General features: G+C 69.6%; 17 protein-coding genes. 12 read left to right on the top strand and 5 right to left on the bottom strand.

The window, feature by feature from the left end:
* Positions 1 to 246: 246 nt before the first annotated feature.
* The gene (locus ABYE80_RS05675) at positions 247 to 1,413 is read right to left on the bottom strand and encodes a hypothetical protein (protein ID WP_372789292.1); all 1,167 of its coding nucleotides are present in this window, start codon (positions 1,411 to 1,413) and stop codon (positions 247 to 249) included.
* Positions 1,414 to 1,604: 191 nt separating this feature from the next.
* Between ABYE80_RS05675 and ABYE80_RS05670 the strand changes: the two genes are divergently transcribed.
* Positions 1,605 to 3,719: a hypothetical protein gene (locus ABYE80_RS05670; RefSeq protein WP_372789291.1), complete on the top strand. Its 2,115-nt coding sequence runs from the start codon at positions 1,605 to 1,607 to the stop codon at positions 3,717 to 3,719.
* 175 nt (positions 3,720 to 3,894) lie between these two features.
* On the opposite strand, the gene ABYE80_RS05665 is transcribed toward ABYE80_RS05670, so the two are convergent.
* The 3 genes from ABYE80_RS05665 to ABYE80_RS05655 form a co-directional block, all read right to left on the bottom strand.
* Positions 3,895 to 4,155, bottom strand: a complete 261-nt coding sequence (locus tag ABYE80_RS05665; RefSeq protein ID WP_372789290.1) for a hypothetical protein — start codon at positions 4,153 to 4,155, stop codon at positions 3,895 to 3,897.
* A gap of 54 nt (positions 4,156 to 4,209) precedes the next feature.
* A complete protein-coding gene (locus ABYE80_RS05660; protein WP_372789289.1) occupies positions 4,210 to 5,025 on the bottom strand; it encodes a hypothetical protein in 816 nt (271 codons plus the stop codon).
* A gap of 147 nt (positions 5,026 to 5,172) precedes the next feature.
* Complete coding sequence (locus tag ABYE80_RS05655; protein ID WP_372789288.1) at positions 5,173 to 7,332, bottom strand: glutamine synthetase III; 2,160 nt, start codon at positions 7,330 to 7,332, stop codon at positions 5,173 to 5,175.
* A 269-nt stretch (positions 7,333 to 7,601) separates the two neighbouring features.
* Between ABYE80_RS05655 and ABYE80_RS05650 the strand changes: the two genes are divergently transcribed.
* The 3 genes from ABYE80_RS05650 (at position 7,602) to ABYE80_RS05640 (ending at position 10,768) form a co-directional block, all read left to right on the top strand.
* A complete protein-coding gene (locus ABYE80_RS05650) occupies positions 7,602 to 9,059 on the top strand; it encodes an ammonium transporter (protein WP_372789287.1) in 1,458 nt (485 codons plus the stop codon).
* The gene (locus ABYE80_RS05645) at positions 9,056 to 9,427 is read left to right on the top strand and encodes a P-II family nitrogen regulator (protein WP_372789286.1); all 372 of its coding nucleotides are present in this window, start codon (positions 9,056 to 9,058) and stop codon (positions 9,425 to 9,427) included. Before ABYE80_RS05650 ends, ABYE80_RS05645 begins: the two co-directional genes overlap by 4 nt.
* Before the next feature lie 114 nt (positions 9,428 to 9,541).
* The gene (locus tag ABYE80_RS05640) at positions 9,542 to 10,768 is read left to right on the top strand and encodes a PucR family transcriptional regulator (RefSeq protein ID WP_372789285.1); all 1,227 of its coding nucleotides are present in this window, start codon (positions 9,542 to 9,544) and stop codon (positions 10,766 to 10,768) included.
* A gap of 48 nt (positions 10,769 to 10,816) precedes the next feature.
* Here ABYE80_RS05640 and ABYE80_RS05635 read toward each other — a convergent pair whose 3' ends face one another.
* Positions 10,817 to 11,386: a hypothetical protein gene (locus ABYE80_RS05635; RefSeq protein ID WP_372789284.1), complete on the bottom strand. Its 570-nt coding sequence runs from the start codon at positions 11,384 to 11,386 to the stop codon at positions 10,817 to 10,819.
* A gap of 147 nt (positions 11,387 to 11,533) precedes the next feature.
* Between ABYE80_RS05635 and ABYE80_RS05630 the strand changes: the two genes are divergently transcribed.
* The 8 genes from ABYE80_RS05630 to ABYE80_RS05595 all read left to right on the top strand — a co-directional run.
* A complete protein-coding gene (locus ABYE80_RS05630; RefSeq protein WP_372789283.1) occupies positions 11,534 to 12,340 on the top strand; it encodes an MlaE family ABC transporter permease in 807 nt (268 codons plus the stop codon).
* On the top strand, positions 12,337 to 13,134 hold the full coding sequence (locus ABYE80_RS05625) for an ABC transporter permease (protein WP_372789282.1): 798 nt from the start codon (positions 12,337 to 12,339) through the stop codon (positions 13,132 to 13,134). The genes ABYE80_RS05630 and ABYE80_RS05625 overlap by 4 nt, the downstream gene beginning before the upstream one ends.
* 2 nt (positions 13,135 to 13,136) lie before the next feature.
* Complete coding sequence (locus tag ABYE80_RS05620) at positions 13,137 to 14,174, top strand: ABC transporter ATP-binding protein (RefSeq protein WP_372789281.1); 1,038 nt, start codon at positions 13,137 to 13,139, stop codon at positions 14,172 to 14,174.
* A gap of 194 nt (positions 14,175 to 14,368) precedes the next feature.
* Positions 14,369 to 15,700: an MlaD family protein gene (locus ABYE80_RS05615; protein WP_372789280.1), complete on the top strand. Its 1,332-nt coding sequence runs from the start codon at positions 14,369 to 14,371 to the stop codon at positions 15,698 to 15,700.
* Positions 15,697 to 17,271: an MlaD family protein gene (locus ABYE80_RS05610; protein ID WP_372789279.1), complete on the top strand. Its 1,575-nt coding sequence runs from the start codon at positions 15,697 to 15,699 to the stop codon at positions 17,269 to 17,271. The genes ABYE80_RS05615 and ABYE80_RS05610 overlap by 4 nt, the downstream gene beginning before the upstream one ends.
* Positions 17,271 to 18,695, top strand: a complete 1,425-nt coding sequence (locus ABYE80_RS05605; RefSeq protein ID WP_372789278.1) for an MlaD family protein — start codon at positions 17,271 to 17,273, stop codon at positions 18,693 to 18,695. Before ABYE80_RS05610 ends, ABYE80_RS05605 begins: the two co-directional genes overlap by 1 nt.
* Positions 18,695 to 20,317, top strand: coding sequence for an MlaD family protein (locus ABYE80_RS05600; RefSeq protein ID WP_372789277.1), 1,623 nt, complete (start codon positions 18,695 to 18,697; stop codon positions 20,315 to 20,317). The genes ABYE80_RS05605 and ABYE80_RS05600 overlap by 1 nt, the downstream gene beginning before the upstream one ends.
* Positions 20,314 to 20,531: hypothetical protein (locus ABYE80_RS05595; RefSeq protein ID WP_372789276.1), on the top strand; the 218-nt coding region annotated here is incomplete at its 3' end. The genes ABYE80_RS05600 and ABYE80_RS05595, both read left to right, overlap by 4 nt.

Here is a 20,531-nt window from a genome sequence, read left to right as displayed (position 1 = left end):
CGGTTCAGCACGAGCGCTTCGTGCGCGCGCCCGGGGAGCTGGTAGTCCTTCTCGAGCGAGAGGTCCATCTCCTCGAGCAGTGCACCCATGCTGCCGTCGAACACGACGACTCGGGACTTGGCAGCGGCCAGGAAATCGCGCATTCCGGCGATGCTAGCAAGGTTCGCCCCAACCTTGACACGATCGCGTCAAGGTTGAGGGCTGTGGTCGTGGCCCCGCCGGACGAGCGCTCGGCGGCGCGGCAGGCTAGGGCGCTGCGACGTCGATGGAGTTCGGTTGGCCCGCCTTCGTCCAGGACAGCACGGTTCCCGTGAACTTGAGCGAGGACTGCTTGATCTTGCTCGCCGTCGTGCTGGTGTCGACGATCCGCGGTGTTGCGCCGGCCTTGAGAACCACGAGTTGCGTCTGGGCGGCGTCGTCCTCTTCGTCGTCGAAGACCGCCGCGACGTGTCCCGCTGGGGACAGGACCACGGTGCTGCCGGGCGTTCCGGCCAGTCCGCGGGGGCGTTTGTCGAGGTCCCAGACGACGCGACGCGACCCATCGGCGACGTCGTGCACCTTGATCTCGTCGTAGGAGACGTCGCAGTAACTGCTGCAGCCCTGCTGCCGGAGACCGACTTTGGTCCCGCTGACAGCGAAGATCTGGGTGCCGGAGCCCCCGCCCTCCGAGTAGCCCGAGTCCGCATCGTCGGTCGCCAGCACCTGAGCGGGCCCGCCCTTCAAGCGGCAGGCCATGGTGCGCACGAGCGTCCCGTCGACGTTCCCGCTCCACACCTCCGCCGCGTAGGTCTGCCGGAAGATGCGGATCTCGGCCGTCGTTCGCTCGGTGCGCCCGGACTGCTTGGCGCAGGGGAGCTTCGGCGCGAGCAGCGAGAACCTCCGCTCCCCGGCCGCCGTGCGGTAGGCGATCCCCGTCGCCGAGGTGCGCCGCAGTCTGGAGACCCCCTTGGCGATCACGTAGGCCTTCCAGTCGAAGTCGTAGCCGACGAGCGTCGTGCCGTACAGGGCGGCGGTTTCGCCGGAGGCGGTCGTGACGGCGGTGCTCGCGTTGCGGCCCGACCGCCGCAGCACCAGACGGTCACCGGAGGCGAGCCAGTGCACGGTCAACCGCTTGGAGCCCTGCTCCCGGACGAGCATCGCCGCGCCACGGCTCTGCACCACCGTGATCTTGGCGCCGGGGCGCGATGTCCGGAGGAAGCGGAGCCGTCCGCGATCCAGGGTGCACGCGTAGTACCGGTGGCCCGTGGAGCCCGGCTTGGGTCGATCGAACAGCCGCTGCGTCTTCGCGGGCGCCAGGTCGCGACCGCGTTGCTCGCTGCACGGCTTGGAGGCCGCGCTCGCCGCGGGCGGCATCAGGATCAGGGCGCCGAGGACGCCGAGTCCGACGGTCCGACGGACATGAAAAGTGGGCATCAGGCGGCGAACCTACCTGCGCCGGGCCCCGGTGTCCACGATCGTCGACCGGCGTCGAATCATCGACCGTGTCGTTTCAGCGACTCCAGGCGTCGCTCGAACGTCACACCCTCTACGGCAACGCAGCCCAAGCACCGGGAGGTCCGGAAGCGATCGGGAAGGAACCGGCTGCCGGCCGCGTCCTTCCGGGCATGACCCGCACCAGCTTCGCCGCCGTGGCGGCCTCCGCGATCGTGATCCTGACTCCCGGGCTCGCCGTCGCCCAGGCCCCTGTCGAGCCACTGGCGTCGAACGTCCGCGTCTCACAGGCGGGACCCGACGGCTCCACCTCCTTCCGTGCCGAGCGGCCGGCAGCCGCTTACGCGCCCGCTGCCGACCGGTTCCTGGTGGTGTGGCAGGAGGAGGACGACAACGACGAGACCGAGCTGTTCGGGCGCCTGCTGGACGGGGCGGGAGAGCCGGTCGCCGCCCCGTTCCAGATCACGAGCACCGTGGGCGGCGACCCGGACGCCACGGTCGAGCCGGCCGATGCCGACGTCGCGTTCCACCCGGGTAGCGGTCGCTTCTACGTGACCTACAGCGCCGCGCGGGTGAGCGGGGGAAGGCGTCGCATCCTGGTCCGGTCGGTGGACCTCGCCGGAGTTCCCTCCGCGCCGACCGACCTCACCAGCACCGCCCCGGACTTCGACCGCGGCACGCGTCCCGCCATCGCCTGTGCCGCGAGCGGCGACCGCTGCGTGGTCGTGTACGAGCACACGGTCGACACGCCGCCGGTCGGTGGTGTCCTCGACGACCCGCTGGCGGCCGCCCGGGCCTTCGTGCCCTCCACGCTGACCGCCCTGGGAACCCACACGATCCTCGCCGGCACCAGTGCGTTCAACCGCGCGGCGACGGTGCCGTCGATCACGGCGACGGGGCGCTCGGCGGGAGCGGCGTTCGTGGTTTCGTGGCGTCACGAGGAGGGCCCCGGTGACGAGGAGGTCTACACGCGGGACATCTCGCTGGACGGCACGCCGGTCGGTCCGCAGGTCGCACGGACCACGTCGGGCAACGCGGGGGGCACCGCGATCGCCCACGGCGGGCCGGGTGGACCCGACGAGCTGTTGCTGACCTGGTCGCAGGCCGTCGGGTCGGAGACGGTGATCATGGGGCGGCGGCTGGATCCCGGTGCGCCCGGACAGCCCGAGCTCGGCGGCTTCCTGACCGTCTCCACCGGGACCGCCGACATCGCGCCGTCGGTCGCCTTCGAGCCGGGCCTGCAGCGCTGGGTGGTGTCCTACACGGGTACCAAGGCGTCGCGTCCCGGGCTCTCGCCGTCGAAGCAGGAGCTGTTCGCGCGCACGCTCGACACGTCCGGTGCGCCCGTCGGGGCGGAGTCCCTCATCGGGGGACTCGGCGCGCCCGACGACGACGCGTCGGGCGTCGACATCGGCGCCGCCCTGGTCGCGAAGCCGGGGGGTGGGTTCTTCCTGTCGGTGGTCGCGGGCAGCGATCCGCGCGTGCCGGGCCTCGCCCAGAACGAGCGGGAGGTCTTCGCGCGGCGCGTCGGAGCGGCGCTCGCGCCTCCTCCGAGCTCCGATCCCGTGCCGCCCGGCCCGGTGTCCCCGGCACCGTCGGGGGCCGCGCCAGGCCCTGCTGCGAGCGCGGCACCCGTCGTGCCGTCGCCGGCGCCCGTGGTGCCGCCGGCGCCGACCTCCGTCTTCGACGATCCGACCGCGACGCCGGCGGACCTGACGCTGGCGTGTTCGGGCCGGGCGATCTCGTTGATCGACGTGCTGCCCGCGGCGGGCGGCCGCGTGCTCGTCACGGGTGCCGCGCGCTCGGACCTGGTCGGTAGGCGACTGACGATCCGGCGCGGGAAGACCACGGTCGGCAGCGCGACGGTCGTGCGGGACGGCACCTTCCGTGCCGTGGTCAAGGGCCCGCGGTCCGCGCGCGAGCGCGTCACGGTGCGCTACACCGCGCTGGCGGGGCGTCAGGCGTCGCGGTCACTGAAGCTCTCCCGGCGCATGACGATCTCCTCGTTGCGGAGGTCGTCAGGGCGACTGGTCTTCGCCGGGCGGGTCGCACCGCCCCTGGGCAAGCCACGCGGCAGCGTGATCGTCGAGCGGCAGACGTCGTGCACGACGTTCGCGCGGGTAGCGGCCGTCAAGCCCCGTGCCGACGGCCGGTTCACCGCGCGCTTCGCCGTGCCGGCGGGCGCGGCGGCCGCGGTCTACCGCGCTCGCACGAGCGTCCCGACGTCGAGCAGGTCACGCAAGCTCTTCCCGACGTTCACGCTGCCGCGCCCGGTCGCGCTGGGGTGAGGCGCCGGTGGACCTCGAGTTCGATGGTCGGCTGAGGTTCGTGCGGTCGTGGGTCACGTCGGCCGATGCCTCGCGTCGGGTGCGCGGGGGCCCGAGGCCGCGATGGTCGCCGCAACGCCCACGGGAGCCCCAGGCCGGGGCTCCCGTGGGTGACCGGTCGAATCGAACGGGCGGCTCAGTTGGGCGGGTCGCCGCAGGTGAGGTCGGCGGCGGCCGTCGCGACGGTGGGCGAGGCGCCGTCCTCGCGCCACTGGGCGTAGGTGATCGCCCAGCACTTCTTCCAGGCGGCGTGGTCCCAGACCACGACCGGCTTCGGCTTGCCGTTGCTGATCGTCGTGGGTCCGGCGGCCGGTCCGAAGGCCAGCGCCGGGGCGCTGAGCGCGGCCGTGGTGGCGGCCGTCACGAGCGCGATGTGGATGGTGCGTGTGATGTTCATGGCTCCCCAACCGGGGTCACGCACCGGAATTACGCTCGGCGTGGAGGACCTGGGTCAGGGGGCGACGTACACCCAGTAACCGTCAGCGAACGCGGAGGTGTTGGGTCCTCGCATGAGGGTGAGGATCGTCCATCTGGAATCGACGTATCGGGTGCTCAGGGTGGCACCCGGCGTGATCTCGTTGATGACGAAGCAGACGATGGGACCTGGACCGCAACCGCTACCGTCGTCGACGACGATGCGCTCCGGTAGGAGCGGCACCGGGAAGTTCACGAGCTCCCATGCCTCCGGGGCGTAGGTCAGGATCGCGAAGCGTCCTCTGACGACGGTGCCACTGGGGAGCGGTCCCGGGTGGTTCACGGACAGGTCGGCCTGCCGTTGCGCGAACCCCTGCCGGTCGATCTCGGAGAACCCCACCGCCCCGGGGGCGATGCTCGGAGACGGGTACGTGCCGGACAGCGCCCCGCCGGCCGCGACCCCGTTGATCGTCGCGTTGGACCCCGGTGCACCTCGATCACCCTTGTCCCCCTTCGGCCCGCGGCAGGCGGGATCCGCCGGAAGGCACGGGGCGCCCGCGTCGCCCTTGGCGCCCTGAGCGCCCGTGGCGCCCTGAGGGCCCGTGTCTCCCTTGGCGCCCGTGTCCCCCTTGACGCCGACCGGGCCGGGTGTGCCGGGAAGACCGTCGCGACCTGCAGGCAGCGCGCCCTTGAGCCGGTCCAGTTGCACGCTCCGCTTCTTGATGTCCGCTCCCGTGAGGGACCTGTCCACGACGTCTTTCCCGGTGACCTTCAGTGCGGCGTACGACGTGCCGCCCAGAGCGATGAACACCGCGATCGTGGCCATGACGTTGGCGTAGCTCAAACGCTCCATGATGCGGTGCAACGTAACGCCCGGTGATCCCGGCGTCCAGTCGAACTGCGACGCGGTCAGCGATACACGGCAGCGGGACGGCCCGTCGAAACGGGAGGAGCCCCGCATCGCGGGGCTCCTCGGTCCAGCGGGTGTGCGCCCGACGCGCTACTTGATGAACAGCATCTCCGAGTACTTCGGGATCGGCCACAGGTTGTCGGCGACGATCCGCTCGAGCTTGTCGGCGACGCGGCGGACCTCGTTCATCGCGGGGATGACCGTGTCACGCATGTACATCGCGTGCTTCAGACCGCCGTCCGGACCGTCGTGGTCGTTGGCCTTCTCCAGCGCGAAGATCGCCTCGACGAACTCGTCGACCAGGGCGGACGCCTCGGCGTGGAGCTTCTTGACGCCCGCGCTGTCGCCGGCCTCGTCGATCAGGTCGAGGTGCCGCAGCGCGGCCGGCAGGAGCATCGTCCGCGCCATCGTCGCGGCGGTCTCCGCCTCGATGTTCAGCTTGACCGAGTACTGCTCGACCGCGACCTCGTAGCGTGACTCGAGCTCACGCTTGGAGAGGACCTTGAACTTCTTGAACGCGTCGACCGTCTGCTTGTTGACGATCCACGGCAGCGCGTCCGGCGTGGTCGGCAGGTTGTGGAGGCCGCGCTTCTCGGCCTCCTTGTGCCAGGCCTCCGAGTAGCCGTCGCCGTCGAAGACGACCGCCTTGTTCTCCTGCCAGACCTGCTTGACGATCGCGGTGACCGCCTTGTAGACGTCGCCCTTGGAGGTCTTGAGCTCCTTGCCGAGCTGGACGGCGAGCTCGTCGATCGACTCGGCGGCGATCGTGTTGAGGACCGTGTTCACGAAGCCGAGCGACATGCTCGAGCCCAGTGCCCGGAACTCGAACTTGTTCCCGGTGAAGGCGAACGGCGAGGTGCGGTTGCGGTCGCCGCCGTCCTTCGGGAGCTGCGGCAGCACGTCGGTGCCCAGGCCGAGGAAGCCCTTCTTGACACCGCTGCCCTTACCGGTGGCGACCATCTCGAAGGCGTTCTCGAGCTCGGAGCCCAGGAAGATCGAGATGATGGCCGGCGGAGCCTCGTTGGCGCCGAGCCGGTGGTCCTGCCCGACGTTGGCGACCGACGCGCGCAGCAGCGCCTGGTGCCGGTTGACCGCCTTGATGACGGCAGCGCAGAAGAACATGAACTGCGCGTTGTCGTGGGGCGTGTCACCCGGGTTCAGCAGGTTGATGCCCGTGTCGGTGCCCATCGACCAGTTGTTGTGCTTGCCGGAGCCGTTGACGCCGGCGAACGGCTTCTCGTGCAGGAGGCAGACGAGCCCGTACCGGCGCGCGACGTTCTGCAGGACCTGCATGGTCAGCTGCTGGTGGTCGGAGCTGATGTTCGAGTTCTCGAACAGGGGCGCGAGCTCGTACTGGCCGGGGGCGACCTCGTTGTGGCGCGTCTTGATCGGCACGCCGAGCTTCGACAGCTCCTCCTCGGTCTCCATCATGCAGGCGAGCACCCGCTCCGGGATGGAGCCGAAGTAGTGCTCGTCGAGCTCGTGGCCCTTGGGCGGCTTGGCGCCGAACAACGTGCGGCCCGTCGTGTAGAGGTCAGGACGCTCGAAGTAGTACTGCTCGTCGATCAGGAAGTACTCCTGCTCGGGGCCGACGGTCGTGAAGACGCGCGTGGCGGTGTCGTCACCCAGCAGCTTGAGCGCCTTCAGCGCGGCCGTGCTCAGCGCGTCCATCGAGCGCAGCAGCGGGATCTTCGCGTCGAGTGCCTCGCCGGTCCACGAGACGAACGCCGTCGGGATGCACAGCAGCGCCCCGTTGGGGTTCGGCATGATGAACGCGGGGGAGGTGGGGTCCCACGCGGTGTAGCCGCGGGCCTCGAAGGTGGCCCGAATGCCGCCGGTCGGGAACGACGAGGCGTCGGGCTCGCCCTGGATGAGCTCCTTGCCCGAGAACTCCGCCATCGCCGTGCCGTCGCCGGTCGGCTCGAAGAAGCCGTCGTGCTTCTCGGCGGTGAGGTTGGTGAGCGGCTGGAACCAGTGCGTGTAGTGGGTGGCGCCCTTCTCCATCGCCCACTCGCGCATCGCCTGCGCGACCGTGTCGGCGAGGGTGGCGTCGAGGGCCGTGCCCTCCGCGAGTGCGGCCTGCAGCTGCTGGAACGCGTGCTTGGGCAGTCGCTCGCGCTGGACGGCGACCGAGAAGACGTTGTCCCCGAACAGGGAGGCACCGGGCGCGGTGAGGTCCGACGTGCCGAGGGCATCGCCGTTGGAGCTCCACTGGGCGGCCGTGACGTTGTGCTGACGGGTGCGGCTCATGGGCGGTTCGATGTCCTCCTAAGACGGGGGGATGGGCGGCGCGGACACAGAACAGCACCCGCGCGCGGGATGCATGTACCAACCTAGGGGGCCGGCGCTCGACCCACCTTATCCCGATGTCCAAAGCCGAGAGGCGGGCGTTCGCCCTCGTGTCACGGTGCCCCCGACCGGGTGGCGAATCGCCCCTGGTGATCTTTCGACACCCGGCTAAAGAGGATCGGGACCGCCTGGCGGAGCATGGTTGAGCACTTCGACCCAGGAGGAAGTTCATGAGACGTTCCACCGCGTTCAAGGTGGCGGCCATCGCCGTGCTGACCGCCTTGATCGCCCCGACAGCAGCGTTCGCACAGGACGATCCGATCAACCCGCAGGAGATCTTGCCGAACGTGATCTCCGAGCTCAACGTGACGTGGGTGCTGCTCGGCACCGTGCTGGTCTTCTTCATGCAGGCCGGGTTCGCGTTCCTCGAGATCGGGCTGTCGCGTGGCAAGAACGCCGGCGCGGGCATCGCGAAGATCCTCGTCAACTTCTCGGTGGCCTCGGTCGTCTGGTGGGCGGTCGGATTCGCCATCGCCTTCGGCGGGCCGGCGACGATCGCCGGGGACAGCGGCTTCTTCTTCCAGTTCGGAAGCTCCGTCGCTGGTGAAGCCGCGACGGGCGAGACCGCGTCGTTCTTCGTGTTCCAGTTCATGTTCGCGGCGGTGTCGCTGGCGATCGTGTGGGGCTCGACGCTCGAGCGCATCAAGTTCGCCGTGTACCCGATCTTCGCGGTCGTGTTCGCCGGTCTGATCTACCCGCTGATCGCCCACTGGGGCTTCGGTGGCGGTCTGTTCGCCGAGATCGGCAACGGCGTGCAGGACTTCGCCGGTTCGTCGGTCGTCCACCTCACGGGCGCGACGGCGGCTCTCGCCGTGGTCCTGCTGCTCGGTCCGCGTAAGGGCAAGTACGACGCCAACGGCAAGCCGCGGGCGATCCCCGGCCACAACATGCCGCTGCTGGGCCTTGGCGTCCTGATCCTGTGGGTCGGCTGGTTCGGCTTCAACGGTGCCTCGACGCTGGGTACCGGCGACAACCGGTTCGCCGAGGTCGTCGCGGTCACCAACCTCGGTGCGGCCGCGGGCGTCATCGGCGCCCTGATCGCGATCGCGTTCACGACGAAGACGCTGGACGTCGGCATGATCGGCAACGGCGCGATCGCCGGCCTGGTCGCCATCACGGCTCCGTCCGGCTACGTCGAGTTCTGGGCGGCGCCGATCATCGGCTTCGTCGGCGGACTCCTCGTCGTCGTCTGCATCCTCGCGATCGACAAGAAGATCGACGATCCGGTCGGTGCGCTCTCCGCGCACGGCGTGGCCGGCATCTGGGGCACCCTGGCCTGTGGCCTGTTCACGTCGCCGCGGCTCGCGGAGTACGTCGGCGTGGGTGACGCGGGCCTGTTCTACACGGGCGAGCTCGGTCAGCTCGGCACGCAGGCAGCTGCGGTCGGTCTGACGTTCGTCACGGTGTTCGTCCTGTCCTATGCCACCTTCTTCGTGATCAAGAAGACCATCGGTCTCCGCGTGAGCGAGGAGGACGAGATGGCGGGCCTCGACATCTCCGAGCACGGCATGTACGGGTACCCGGAGCAGTTCATCCCGGAGGCGGAGCTGGTGGGCTACGGTGCCGCTCCGACGACCGCGTACGCGGCGTCGAACCTCAAGGCGACCACGAAGGAGGCGACCGCGTGAAGAAGGTAGAGGCGTTCATCAGACACGAGGCGTTCGAGCCGATCAGGCTCGAGCTCCTCGGACTGGGATTCCCCTCGCTGAGCATCAGCGAGGTCAAGGGATCCGGCCGGCAGAAGGGCATCACCGAGCGCTACCGCGGTGCGGAGTTGACGAACTACCTCCGCCCCAAGGTGAAGGTCGAGTGCGTCGTCGCCGACCGTGACGTGCAGACGATCGTCGACACGATCCTCAAGCACGGCCGCACCGGTGCCGTCGGGGACGGGAAGGTGTTCGTCCTCCCGTGCGACGACGCCTACCGCGTGCGGACCGGGGAGTCCGGCGAGGAGATCCTCCAGGCGCACCCGGACGCAGCAGCAGCCGGCGCCTGAGAGCAACCGCAGCATGACCCCGGGGCGGCGGCGCACGACGTGCCCGCCGCCCCGACGTCGTTCAGGACCACGTCACCTACCCGCAGCACCGCGATCCCCGAGCCCATGGACCTGATGTCAGCCACCCCCGCACGCAACCAGCCAGAAGACTCCGCCGGCGGTCTCGTCGAGCGACTCCGCGCCGTCCACCTGCAGATGGTCGAGGCCGTCCTCGGAGGCGAGGGTCTCGGTCACGTCGCCCGCCTCGCCGCCGACACCGCCGGGGCCCCGGTCGCCATCGTGATCCCGCGGCTCAACGCGTTCGCCTACGGCGGCGCGCCCGATGTCGTGGAGGCCGACGCGCTGGACGCCGTCAAGCGATACGTCGCCGACCGCGTCAAGAACCGTCCGGTGCCGGTCCCCGATGGCGTGCTCGAGGACGTCCCGATCACCTCCGGGGACGAACTGGTCGGGGCGGTCGTCCTGCTCGGCGCGGCCGGGAGCGAGCCGTCGGCCGACGCGGGCGAGTACCTCCATCTCGCCGCGGTCGCATCTCTGACCGAAGTCGCCATCGAGGAGGCCAAGGAGGAGGTCGAGCAGAACCTGCGGGGCTCGTTCCTCGAGGACCTCCGGTCGCGCCCCGATCTCGAGCCGCGGGAGATCGTCCGTCGCGCCGGACGGCTCGGCTGCGACCTCGCGCGCGGGACCGTCGTCCTGTGCGCGGAGCTGAAGACCGACCGGCCCCGGCACGTGGTGGCGATCATCAACGGTGACGAGCCGGGAGCGCTGGCGCAGCTCATCGACGAGCGCGTCTACGCGCTGCTGCCGGCGGCCGGGGGCGACGACGCGCCGGAGGTCACCCTCGAGCGGGCGCGTCGGCTGGCGCAGCGGCTCGGGCAGTACGGCACGGTCGGCCTGTCGAGCTTCTACGGCGATCCGAGCGAGTTCGCGCGCGCCATCCAGGAGGCCGAGCTGGTGCTCGACGTCCTGCGCCAGAGCGATGGGGCGGGGGGATTCAACAGCCAGGACATCGGCACGGGCACCTACCGGCTCCTGTTCCGGGTGCTGGCCTCACACCCCGAGGAGGTGCGGTCGTTCTACGAGGACACCGTCGCGCCGATCGTGCGCTACGACGATCAGTACCGCACGGACCTGGTCGGGACCCTGGAGTCCTACCTCGACCAGAACTGCAACATGAACGCGACGGCGGCGGCGATCTACGCCCACCGGCACACGGTCGCCTACCGGCTCGAGCGGGTGAAGGAGCTCACGGGCCTGGACCCGATGCTGTCCGAGGACCGCGAGCGGCTCGGACTGGGACTGAAGGCCTACAGGATCATCGCGCCGCGTCTGCCGAAGTAGGACGGCGGCGCCACGGAAACGGCCCCCCGACGGGTGCCGGGGGCGTCGTCAGTCGGCGGAGCTGCCGCGCACGACCTTGCCGGTGTCCGGGTCCACCGTGGCGTCGGCGGGCTTGCCGGAGATGGCGACGGTGAAGCTGCCGGCGAGCTCGCTGGCGGTCTTCGCCTTGCCGTCGAGCCCGGCGGCGACCTTGTACTTCACCTCGTGGGTGCCGGCCTGGACCGGCGTGACCTTCCAGCGGAAGGTCTTCGTCTGACCGGGGCCGAGCTCGCCGAGCGCCCACGTGTTGGTGTAGGCGGTCTGCCCGCCGACCGGGGCCTCGTCGATCACCCAGACCGGGCGGGAGGGGTCGGCGAGGCCGGGCTGCTCGGAGTCCTTGGAGAAGGAGTCGACCGTCACGGCGACCACCGGAGCGGCCTTCGAGTCGGCGTTGCGCACCTTGATGACCATCTCGGAGTCGGCCGCGAGACTCTGCGACTCGGGGAAGGAAGCGTCCACCACCTCGAGCGCGTACGTGCCCGAAGGCTCGTTGGCGTCCTGTCGCTCGCCGCCGCCGCAACCGGCGAGAACGATGGTGGTCGCGGCCAATGCCGCGCTCGTCTGGAAGCCTCTCCTCACAGCGCGGCGCAACGTACCAGAAGCCGGGGTCGGTCCGCGATGGTTGCAGGGAGGCGTGTTCCCGTTTGTCAGGGATCCGGCGGGTGGCATAGACTCCGCCACCGGTGCCGAATCCGGCTCCGGTTTTGCCCTGAGGAGGGACTGTCCGTGGTACGCAACGTCGCCGATCGAGCGTTTCTTCCGACGAAGAACGTGCTCGAAGAGGTCGGGGACATGATGATCCTGACTGGGAAGACCATCGTGTCGGCCCTCCGCCCGCCGTACCCGTACGGCGGCGAGTTCGTGCAGCAGTTCCTGTTCACGCTGCGCCTGTGCTGGTTCCCGCTGCTGATCTCGACGATCGCGTTCGGGTACGGCGCGCCCGGGCTGCAGGCGGCGAACTTCCTGGTGCTCTTCGGGGCGCTGGACCGGCTCGGCGGGTTCTTCGTCCTCGCCTCGATCCGCGAGTTCGCCCCGTTCGTGACCGCCATCGTCCTCGCAGGCGTCGCCGGCACCGCCATCACGGCGGACCTCGGCGCCCGCAAGATCCGCGAGGAGCTCGACGCCCTCCAGGTGCTCGGCGTCGACCCGGTCAAGAACCTCGTCGTCCCGCGCTTCCTCGCGCTGATGCTGGTGACCGGCCTGTTCGACATCTACGCGCTGCTGTTCGGCATCTTCGGCGGCATCGTCGCCACCCTGGTGAACGGCGCGCCCCTCGGTCCCTTCTGGGCGACCTTCTTCACGAACGCCTCGGTCACCGACCTCTGGGGCTCGGTGCTGAAGTGCACGATGTTCGGCGCGATCATCGCGATCGTCTGCTGCTACAAGGGCATGACCGCATCGGGTGGCGCCGAGGGGGTCGGGCGCGCGGTGAACCAGGCGGTCGTCATCGCCTTCCTCGGCGTGTTCGCCTTCAACTACGTGTTCACGCAAACCCTGCTCGCCACGCACCCCGAGATCACGGTGATCCGATGACCGGCTGGATGACAGTCCCCCGCGACTGGATCGCGAACTTCGGGGAGATCGCCAAGTTCTGCGGCAAGATCGTCGGGCAGGTCTACAGCCTGCGCGTCCTGCGGTTCTTCGGCGAGGCGCTGCGGCAGTGCGGCATCCTGATCCTCTCCTCGACCCTGGTGATCTGGGGCCTGGTCTTCATCATCGGCCTGCAGTGCGGGATCGAGGGCGCCTACTTCAACCGCTCGGTCGGCGCGCCCGCCTACGCCGGCGTGTTCGCCGCCTGGTGCGACCTGCGTGAGCTGGTCCCCTACGCCTTCGGGTACATGATGGCCGCCAAGGTCGGCACCGGCATCGTGGCCGAGCTGGGGTCGATGCGGATCTCCGACGAGATCGACGCGCTCGAGGTCATGGGCATCGACTCGACGGTGTTCCTGTGCGCGACCCGCCTGCTGGCGGCCTGGCTCGTGCTGCCGTTCATGTACATCGCCGCGATCGGCGCCGGCTTCTTCGCCAGCTACCTGGCCGTCGTCGAGCAGATCGGTGAGGTCTCCTCCGGCGGGTTCTTCCTCATCTTCTGGATGTTCCAGAACCCACCCGACCTGCTGTACAGCGTCATCAAAGGCATGGCGATGGCGACCGTCATCGTCCTCGTCGGCTGTTACTACGGCTACCACGCCAGTGGTGGCCCGGTCGGTGTCGGTACCGCCACCGCCAAGTCCATGGTCTTGAACATCGTGCTCGTGCATCTCATCGGGATGCTCGGGACCCAGCTGTTCTGGGGAGCCAATCCCCGGGCACCGATCGGAGGTTGACGTTGCCGCGCATTCCCAGAAGGGGCGGAACCCCGGACGACGATCCGAAGGATCCGCAGATCTCGGACGACTGGATGGCGGAGGACGCCCCGGCCGTCGACGACGAGCCGACCTCGGTCGAGGCCGCGCCCGTGGAGCCTGCGGCGCAGGCGCCGGCCGAGCAGCCGTCCCGGGTACAGGTCGTCAGTGAGCCCCAGGGGCTCGACGAGGACGAGTACAAGTGGCACACGGGGCTGTCGACGCCGACGGGGATGCCGGATGCGGTCGAGTTCATCGACGTGCACAAGGCCTTCGGTCGCAACAAGATCCTGCGGGGCCTGAACATGGGCATCCCGGAGGGCACCATCTCGATGATCCTGGGCCCGTCGGGTACCGGGAAGTCGGTGTGCATCAAGCACATGGTGGGTCTGCTGTACCCGGACGAGGGCGATGTCCTGGTCCACGGGCAGTCGGTCCCGAACATGCGTGACGACGACCTGTTCGAGATGCGCAAGAAGTTCGGGGTGCTGTTCCAGGACGGCGCGCTGTTCGGGTCGATGAACATCTTCGACAACGTGGCGTTCCCGTTGCGTCAGCACACGGAGAAGTCCGAGGAGGAGATCGCCTCCATCGTGAACATGCGCATGGAGGAGGTCGGCCTCGGCGCTGCAATGGACAAGTTCCCCAACGAGCTCTCCGGCGGCATGCGCAAGCGCGCCGGGTTCGCTCGCGCGCTGGTGCTCGACCCCGACATCGTGTTGTTCGACGAGCCGGACTCGGGCTTGGATCCGGTGCGTACGGCGCTCCTGGGTGAGTTGATCCAGGAGATCCACGAGACCGTCATGAACGAGGCCAAGGCCGACGGACGCAAGCACATGCCCGCGTTCGCGATCATCAGCCACGACATCATGACCTGCCGTCGCGTGGCCGAGTACATCTCGGTGCTGTGGCGCGGCAAGATCGTCGAGGCCGGACCGGCCCAGGCGATGCTGAACTCCGAGAACCCCTTTATCCGCCAGTTCCTCGCCGGCGAGTCGATGGGCCCGCTCACGATGGACTGAGCGCGTCGGGAGGGCGGGTTCCCGCCCGCCCTCCTGCTGCACACCCGCCACGACGGCGGGTCTTCACGCAAGATCAACAGTCGTTCGGGCATGATGCCCGCCCCACCCGCTCCGTCCCACGAGAGAGCAACCCTGTTCCCCCGTCCCACACCGTCGTCTGATCTCCCCACAGCGTTCGCTCTTCGGAGCCGGCGATGACCGCTGGCCGCGTCGCCGTCGGTTCCGGGCTGCTGGTCGTCCTCGCGGTCGTCGCCGTGATGCTCCTCGGCGGGGACGATGTGACGACCTACAAGCTGCGGTTCCAGAACGCCGGCCAGCTCGTCAACGACGATGACGTGCAGATCGGCGGACGCCGGATCGGCGCGATCCGCGACATCCAGCTCACCGACGACAACCAGGCCGACATCACCATCGAGGTCGAGAAGGGGTTCGCGCCGCTGCACGCCGGGACGACCGGGATCATCCGCGCCACCTCGCTCTCCGGCATCGCCAACCGGTACATCGCCCTCACGCCGGGCGCCAACTCGGCCCCCGAGCTTCCCGAAGGCAGCCTCCTGAAGTCCGAGCAAACGACCGCGCCGGTCGATCTCGACCAGCTGTTCAACACCCTCGACGCGAAGACCCGGAAGTCGCTGCAGCAGGTCGTCCAGGGCTCGGCCACCCAGTACCAGGGGCGGGGCAAGGAGGCGAACGTCAGCGCCAAGTACTTCAACCCCGCGCTGTCGACCACGCAGCGCCTGGTCAACGAGATCACGAACGACCAGAAGGTGTTCACCGAGTTCCTGGTGTCGAGCTCCAAGGTCGTCACCACGCTCGCCGAGCGCCGGACCGAGCTGTCCTCACTCGTGGGGAACGCCAACCAGACCATGGCCGCGCTCGGGGACGAGCGCGAGAGCCTCGAGCGGTCGCTGTCGGTGCTGCCCGGCACGCTGCGGCGGGCCAACACGACCTTCGTGAACCTCCGCTCGACCCTCGACGACCTCGACGTCCTCGTCGACGAGAGCAAGCCGGCGACCAAGGACCTCGCCAAGCTGCTGACCCGGCTGCGGCCGCTCGTCGCCGATGCCAGGCCCACCATCAAGGATCTGCGGCTCCTCATCCGCCGCCCCGGCGAGGGCAACGACCTCGTGGAACTCGTCCGCAAGGCTCCGCGGCTGCAGCGCGTCGCCGCGCCCGCGCTCAAGAACGGCATCGAGGCGTTCGAGAAGTCCACGCCGGTCCTGGAGTTCATCCGCCCGTACACCCCCGATCTCGTCGGCTGGCTGCGTGACTTCGGCCAGGGCGCGTCCAACTACGACGCCAACGGTCACTTCGCGCGGATCCAGCCGATCGTCAACCAGTTCTCGTTCACCAACAACGTGCTGAACCCGATCCCGCCCTCCGCGCAGCTCGACGGACTGCAGACACGCGTGGTGCGGCGCTGCCCGGGCACGGCCAGCCAGGTGCGACCCGACAACTCCAACAACTGGCGGGACAGCGACGGCAAGCTCGACTGCGACCCGACGCTGGTGCCGCCCGGTCCATGAAGCGCCTCCTCGCCATCCTCGCGCTGACCGCGCTCACCGCCGGCCTCGCCGTCTTCGGCATGGGGTCCGGCGACGGCGGCTCGTACCTGGTGCGCGCGGAGTTCCGCAACGCCTTCTCGCTGATCCCCGGTCTCGACGTCAAGATCGCCGGGGTCAAGGTCGGTTCGATCGACTCGCTCGACGTCACGCCCCGCCAGACGGCGGCGGTCGTCCTGCGGATCGACAAGCCGGGCTTCCAGGACTTCCGCCAGGACGCGACCTGCACGATCCGCCCGCAGTCGCTGATCGGCGAGAAGTTCGTCGAGTGCACGCCCACGCAGCCCAAGCCGCAGGGGGCCGCGCAGTCGCCGAAGCTCGAGAGGATCAGCAGCGGGGATGGGGAGGGCCAGTACCGCCTGCCCGGCTTCCAGGCCAAGGTCGTGGACCTCGACCTGATCAACAACACCCTCCGCCTGCCGTACCGGCAGCGCCTGTCGCTGATCCTCAACGAGCTCGGCGCCGGCCTCGCCGGGCGCGGTGAGGATCTCGACAAGATCATCCGCGACGCCGACCCCGGGCTGAAGGCGACCGACAAGGTCCTGGGGATCCTGGCCGACCAGAACCGCGTGCTGGCGAACCTCGCGCGCGACAGCGACACGATCATGGCGCCGCTCTCCCGTGAGCGCGACAAGGTCGCCGACTTCGTCGTGCAGGCCAACACGACCGCCCAGGCCACCGCCGAGCGCTCACGCGATCTCGAGGCGAACCTCGAGCGGCTGCCGAAGTTCCTCAGCGAGCTGAAGCCCACGATGGTGCGGCTCGGGTCGCTGTCGGACGAGTTCACGCCGCTGCTCGCGGATCTCGGCAGCGTCGCCCCCGACGTCAGCCGGTTCATCAAGGAACTCGGCCCGTTCAGCACCGCCGCGACGCCGGCCGTCGAGGCCCTCGGCGACACCTCCGTGGTCGGGCGCGACGCGCTGCTCGGAAGCAGGCCGATCATCGAGGACCTCCGCGAGTTCGCCACACAGGCGCGCCCGCTCTCCACCAACCTCGAGGCGCTCCTGACCAGCTTCAAGGAGACCGGTGGGATCGAGCGGCTGATGGACTACCTCTTCTACCAGGTGGCCGCGATCAACGGGTTCGACGCGTTCGGGCACTACCTGCGTGCGCAGCTGATCGTGAACCTGTGCTCCACCTACGCCGTCACGAACGACCCGGCGTGCAGCGCGAACTTCACCGGTAACGAGGCACGGTCGGCGTCCAGTCGCTCGGCGCAGAGTGCACTGGACAGCATCGACGAGGGCCGGTCGCCCAACCTCGCCAAGCAGGACGCGGTGCTGCGCGGCATGAGCGTCGACGAGGTCCTCGAGCGGACCGGCGAGCGCAAGAAGGCCGAGCCCGCGCTCGCCCCGATCAAGCAGGACACCTCCGATGCGCAGGCGCCGCTGAAGCTCCCGTCGCAGTTCCTGCCGGCGCCCGCCAACCAGGGCACGGCGACCGGCGCCGCAGGGCCGAAGGAGACCGCGCCGGCCCCCGGCTCGGGCGACCCGACGACCGACTCGCTCCTCGACTACCTGCTGGGTGGTGGCTGATGGCGACCCCGCGCAAGGGCTCGGCCTCGCTCGCCGCCAACCCGGTGCTCATCGGCGCCGCGACCACCCTGATCCTCGTGGTCGCGGTGTTCCTCGCGTACAACGCGAACAGCGGGCTGCCGTTCGTCCCGACGTACTCCCTCAAGACCGAGGTCCCCTCGGCGGCGAACCTCGTCGCCGGCAACGAGGTGCGGATCGGCGGCACCCGCGTCGGCGTGGTGGAGGGGATCGAGCCGCTCCGGCGCCCCGACGGCTCCGTCGTCGCGGAGCTGCAGATGAAGCTCGAGACGACGGTCAAACCGCTGCCCTCCGATTCGACCGTGCTGATCCGGCCTCGCTCGGCGCTGGGTCTCAAGTACGTCGAGATCACGCGCGGGTCCTCCGACAAGGGCTTCCCGGACGGCGCCACGATCCCGATCTCCCAGGCGACGCCGACCCCCGTCGAGTTCGACGACGTCATCAACACGTTCGACCAGAGGACGCGCGTAGCGTCACGCCGGAACCTCACGGAGTTCGGCAACGCCTTCGCGGGTCGTGGCGAGGACCTGAACCGGGCGCTCGAGGAGCTCCAGCCGCTGCTCCAGAACCTGGTCCCGGTGATGAACAACCTCGCCGATCGCAGGACGCGCCTGGGCCGGTTCGTCCAGGCGCTCGGCCGGACGTCGAGCATCGTGGCACCGGTCGCCGAGACGCAGGCCCAGCTGTTCGCGAACCTGGACACGACCTTCATCGCGCTGGCCGGGGTCGCCCGGCCGTTCATCCAGGACACGATCTCCACCGGCCCCGCCGCGCTCGACGCCGGGATCGAGAGTTTCCCCGCCCAGCGGCCGTTCCTCGCCAACTCCGAAGGGCTCGCCCGCGAGCTGCGTCCCGGTGTCCGCGCCCTCGCCGGGGCGGCCCCGGATCTCGCCGACGCCCTCGAGATCGGCACCCCGGTCCTCCGGCGGTCCCTGGACCTGAGCCGGCGCCTGAAGCCCACGTTCACGTCCCTGCAGTCGTTCGCCGACGATCCCGCGGTCAAGCTCGGCGTCGCGGACCTCACCAACCTCGCCAAGATCGCCAACCCGACGGTCGCGCACCTCACGCCGGTCCAGACGACCTGCAACTACGTGACCCTGTGGTTCCGCAACATCTCGAGTCTCCTCAGCGTCGGCGACACCAACGGCACCGGCCAGCGGTTCATCATCATCGCCACGCCGCAGGGCCCCAACAACGAGGGCGGCCCGTCCTCGGCGCCCGCCAACGGCCCGCAGCGGGACAACTACCTCCACACGAACCCGTACCCGAACACCGCCTCGCCCGGGCAGCCCAACGAGTGTGAGGCCGGGAACGAGCCGTTCACGCCTGGCCAGCAGGCGATCGGCAACGTTCCCGGCAACCAGGGCACGTCCACCGAACGCACGACCATCCAGAAGGGCAACTGATGGCGCGCGACAAGAGCCAGAAGCGCACCGTTCCCCGGAAGGACCGCACCGGGGCCGACCCGTTCCTGGTCGGCTTCCTCGTGCTGCTCGCCGCCGTCGTCGGCACGTACTTCGGGTTCGCCAAGGACCTGCCCTTCACCAGCGACTTCAAGGTGCGGGCGGTCTTCGAGTCCGCCAACTCGATCCGTCCCAACTCCCCGGTCCGCATCGCCGGCGTCAACGTCGGCAAGGTCGTCGGGATCGACCGCCAGGACGGCACGAACGCCGCCACGCTGACCATGGAGGTCAAGGACAAGGGCCTCCCGCTGCACAAGGACGCCACGCTGAAGATCCGCCCGCGCATCTTCCTGGAGGGCAACTTCTTCGTCGACGTCGAGCCCGGGACCCCGGGGAGCCCCACGATCGACGACGGGGACACGCTCCCGATCACGCAGACGGCGACGCCCGTGCAGCTCGACGAGATCCTGACCACGCTGCAGAACGACACGCGCGAGGACCTCAAGACGGCGCTGGACGGCTTCGGGACGGCGCTGACCTACGAGCCCACCGGGGTCGACGACCGCGGGCACGATCCGGTCGTCCACGGGAAGTCCGGTGCGCAGGCGCTCAACGACTCCTACCGCACGGGCGGTCGCGCGCTGAAGAACCTGTCGATCGTCAACGAGGCGATGCTCGGTACCGAGCCCCGCGATCTGTCGAAGCTCATCAAGGGCCTCGGCCGGGTCACCGCCGCGCTCGCCACGCGCCAGGAGCAGCTCGGCGACCTGGTCTCCAACCTCAACACGACGATGGGGAGCCTGGCCTCCGAGCAGGACAACCTCCGGGCGACGGTCCGCACGCTGGCGCCGACGCTCGAGACGGCGAACCGGACGTTCGCGAGCCTCAACGCCGCCTTCCCCAGCACCCGCGCGTTCGCCCGCGAGATCCTGCCCGGGGTGCGCGAGACGGCGCCGACGATCACCGCCTCCTTCCCGTGGATCACGCAGACCCGCCGGCTCCTGGGTCCCGACGAGCTCCAGGGTCTCGCCCAGGACCTGCGGCCGACCACCGCCGCGCTGTCGAAGGTCGTGGACGTCTCGCTCGACCTGTTCCCGCAGGCGGATCTGGTGTCCAAGTGCCTGACCCGGGTCGTGCTGCCCACGGGCGACATCAAGATCGACGACGGCACGCTCTCGACCGACCGCGAGAACTACAAGGAGTTCTGGTACGCCATGGTCGGGCTCGCCGGTGAGGGCCAGAACGTCGACGGCAACGGCATGATGGTGCGCTTCATGCCCGGTGGAGGCGACCAGACCATCTCCAGCGGGAAGGTCGGCGGCGCGACCGGCGACGTCCTGTTCTCGAACGCGAGCGCGCGGCCGCTCGGCACCCGTCCGGCGTTCCCCGGCAAGCGCCCGCCGTACAACTCCGACGCGCCCTGCTTCCAGCAGAAGATCCCGGACCTCAACGGCGCTGCCGTCGGCAAGCCCGACGGCGGAGGCTCGGCCGCCGCGGCGCGGACCGCCATCGCGCGACGCTCGGCCCGGTCCGCCGAGAAGACCGCACGGTCCGACGAGGGGTCGCTGACGTCGGAGATCGTCGAGCGGCTGAACCCGTTCCGTGGGATCGGGGGGGCGAAGTGAAGCGCGCGATCGCCAAGAACGCCAAGTGGTTCGCCTCGATCATCGGGCTGATGCTGATCGCGGCCGGCGTCGGCGGCTACATCCTGTCCAACCAGCGGTTCTACCTGCCGAAGTGGGTGCCGGTCCTGGGCAGCGACTTCGTCGACTACAAGGCGACCCTGCAGACGGCGAAGTCGATCACGCCGGGGCAGGGCCAGACGGTCAACATCGCGGG

Source organism: Paraconexibacter sp. (assembly GCF_041602235.1).
Lineage (GTDB): Bacteria > Actinomycetota > Thermoleophilia > Solirubrobacterales > Solirubrobacteraceae > Paraconexibacter.
This window is presented reverse-complemented; position numbering and strand designations above follow the sequence as displayed.